Raw genomic sequence first — 1,259 nt, forward strand, 5'->3', positions numbered from 1 at the left:
GCACTATAACATCCGCGAGCCCGACATCGGCAGCGTGACGCACAACGTAGGCTCGCCGACGATCGGCGGTTTTGTCGGCTACAACTTCCAGTCGGGCAACATCGTCTACGGCGTTGAAGGCGAGTTGGGCTACCGGTTCAAGAAGGGCCACTTCCACGACGTGCCAGGCCCTGGCGACCTCGACGAGTCGCTCGGTCTCTTCGGCTCGCTCAAGGGCCGCGTGGGCATGGACCTGGGCGGATACCTGCCCTACCTGACGGCGGGTGTAACGGTGTCGGACTTGAAAACCGACGCGGTCGGCTTTGCGGAACGGGACGGAACGATCGTTGGCGGGATTGTCGGGGCCGGCATCGACGTGCCGCTGACCCACAACGTCTTCCTGCGCGGCGAGTACGACTTTTCCTTCTTCGGCAAGAAGAGCTTCGATTATTGCGGCGGCGGTTGCGTGCTGGAGCACAAGGTACAGGCTCACGACTTCCGCGTCGGCATCGGCCTGAAGTTCTAGCCGTAGCAAGCGAGTTGAGTTTAGAACGCCGGCATCGCCCGGCGTTCTTCGTTTTAACGGCCCGGGCTCAAGTGGCTTGGCCGTCGCGGCCGCTAATCGATCAGCTTCACAAGGCTCGCCGGACAACGTGAAATACGAATACACGGTCATCGACAATCGGATCGTGGTCGTGGACCTCGAAAGCTATACGATCGTCAAAGTTCTCGACTGACGGGTGCATCCTGGCGGGAGCGCCGCTCCGGTGCCCCGTCAGCGCAAGAGGACGGTTCTCAGCGAGCTGAAAACGTCTGACAAGAGAAGCGGGTCCTCGCGGGGATTGGAGAGCTCAAATCCACGCGCTTTGTTCAGCGATAGGTGCACGTTTCTGAAACCCACTTTCGCGAAAGTCGAGCAATTCCTGATACACCTCAAGGTGCCCGGCAAAATTGCGCGCCATAAACCGCACTAGCGCGGGGTTGTTCAGCAATTTGTCAATATAACCGATAACGGCGATCAGGTTGAGCACTGTTGCGCCATGTGTGCTGGCGGCGCTCAGATATTCATGGCTGACCTTGGCCAGGTCAGTTTGCATGTCAGCCAATTGCGTCGGGGAGATGCCCTCATATTGCTTTCTGGGCGCAAAGGGATCGGTGAGCTGCGATCGTGGTGTGAGCGCGATCAACACTCTCGCCACCCGAAATTGCACCCGGTCCAACGCTAGCATGAGACGCACGATTTCAACCTGCCGGCTCGGCACGACCTCTCGCAACAAGGG

Annotated in this window: 3 protein-coding genes; 2 read left to right on the forward strand and 1 reads right to left on the reverse strand. The window is 59.3% G+C overall.

Features of this window, described 5'->3' with window-relative positions; translation table 11 throughout:
* Both EOA60_RS33570 and EOA60_RS33575 read left to right on the forward strand, forming a co-directional pair.
* A partial coding sequence (locus EOA60_RS33570) for an outer membrane beta-barrel protein (RefSeq protein WP_164899790.1) occupies positions 1-505 on the forward strand: 505 nt, incomplete at its 5' end.
* A gap of 76 nt (positions 506-581) precedes the next feature.
* Positions 582-716, forward strand: coding sequence for a DUF1236 domain-containing protein (locus EOA60_RS33575; RefSeq protein WP_127216369.1), 135 nt, complete (start codon positions 582-584; stop codon positions 714-716).
* Positions 717-830: 114 nt separating this feature from the next.
* Here the strand turns inward: EOA60_RS33575 and EOA60_RS33580 are convergent.
* Positions 831-1,259 (reverse strand): plasmid partitioning protein RepB C-terminal domain-containing protein (locus tag EOA60_RS33580; protein ID WP_281060807.1); only part of this gene is annotated, 429 nt, incomplete at its 5' end.

The sequence above is a fragment of the Mesorhizobium sp. M1A.F.Ca.IN.020.06.1.1 genome (assembly GCF_004023265.1).
Lineage (GTDB): Bacteria > Pseudomonadota > Alphaproteobacteria > Rhizobiales > Rhizobiaceae > Mesorhizobium.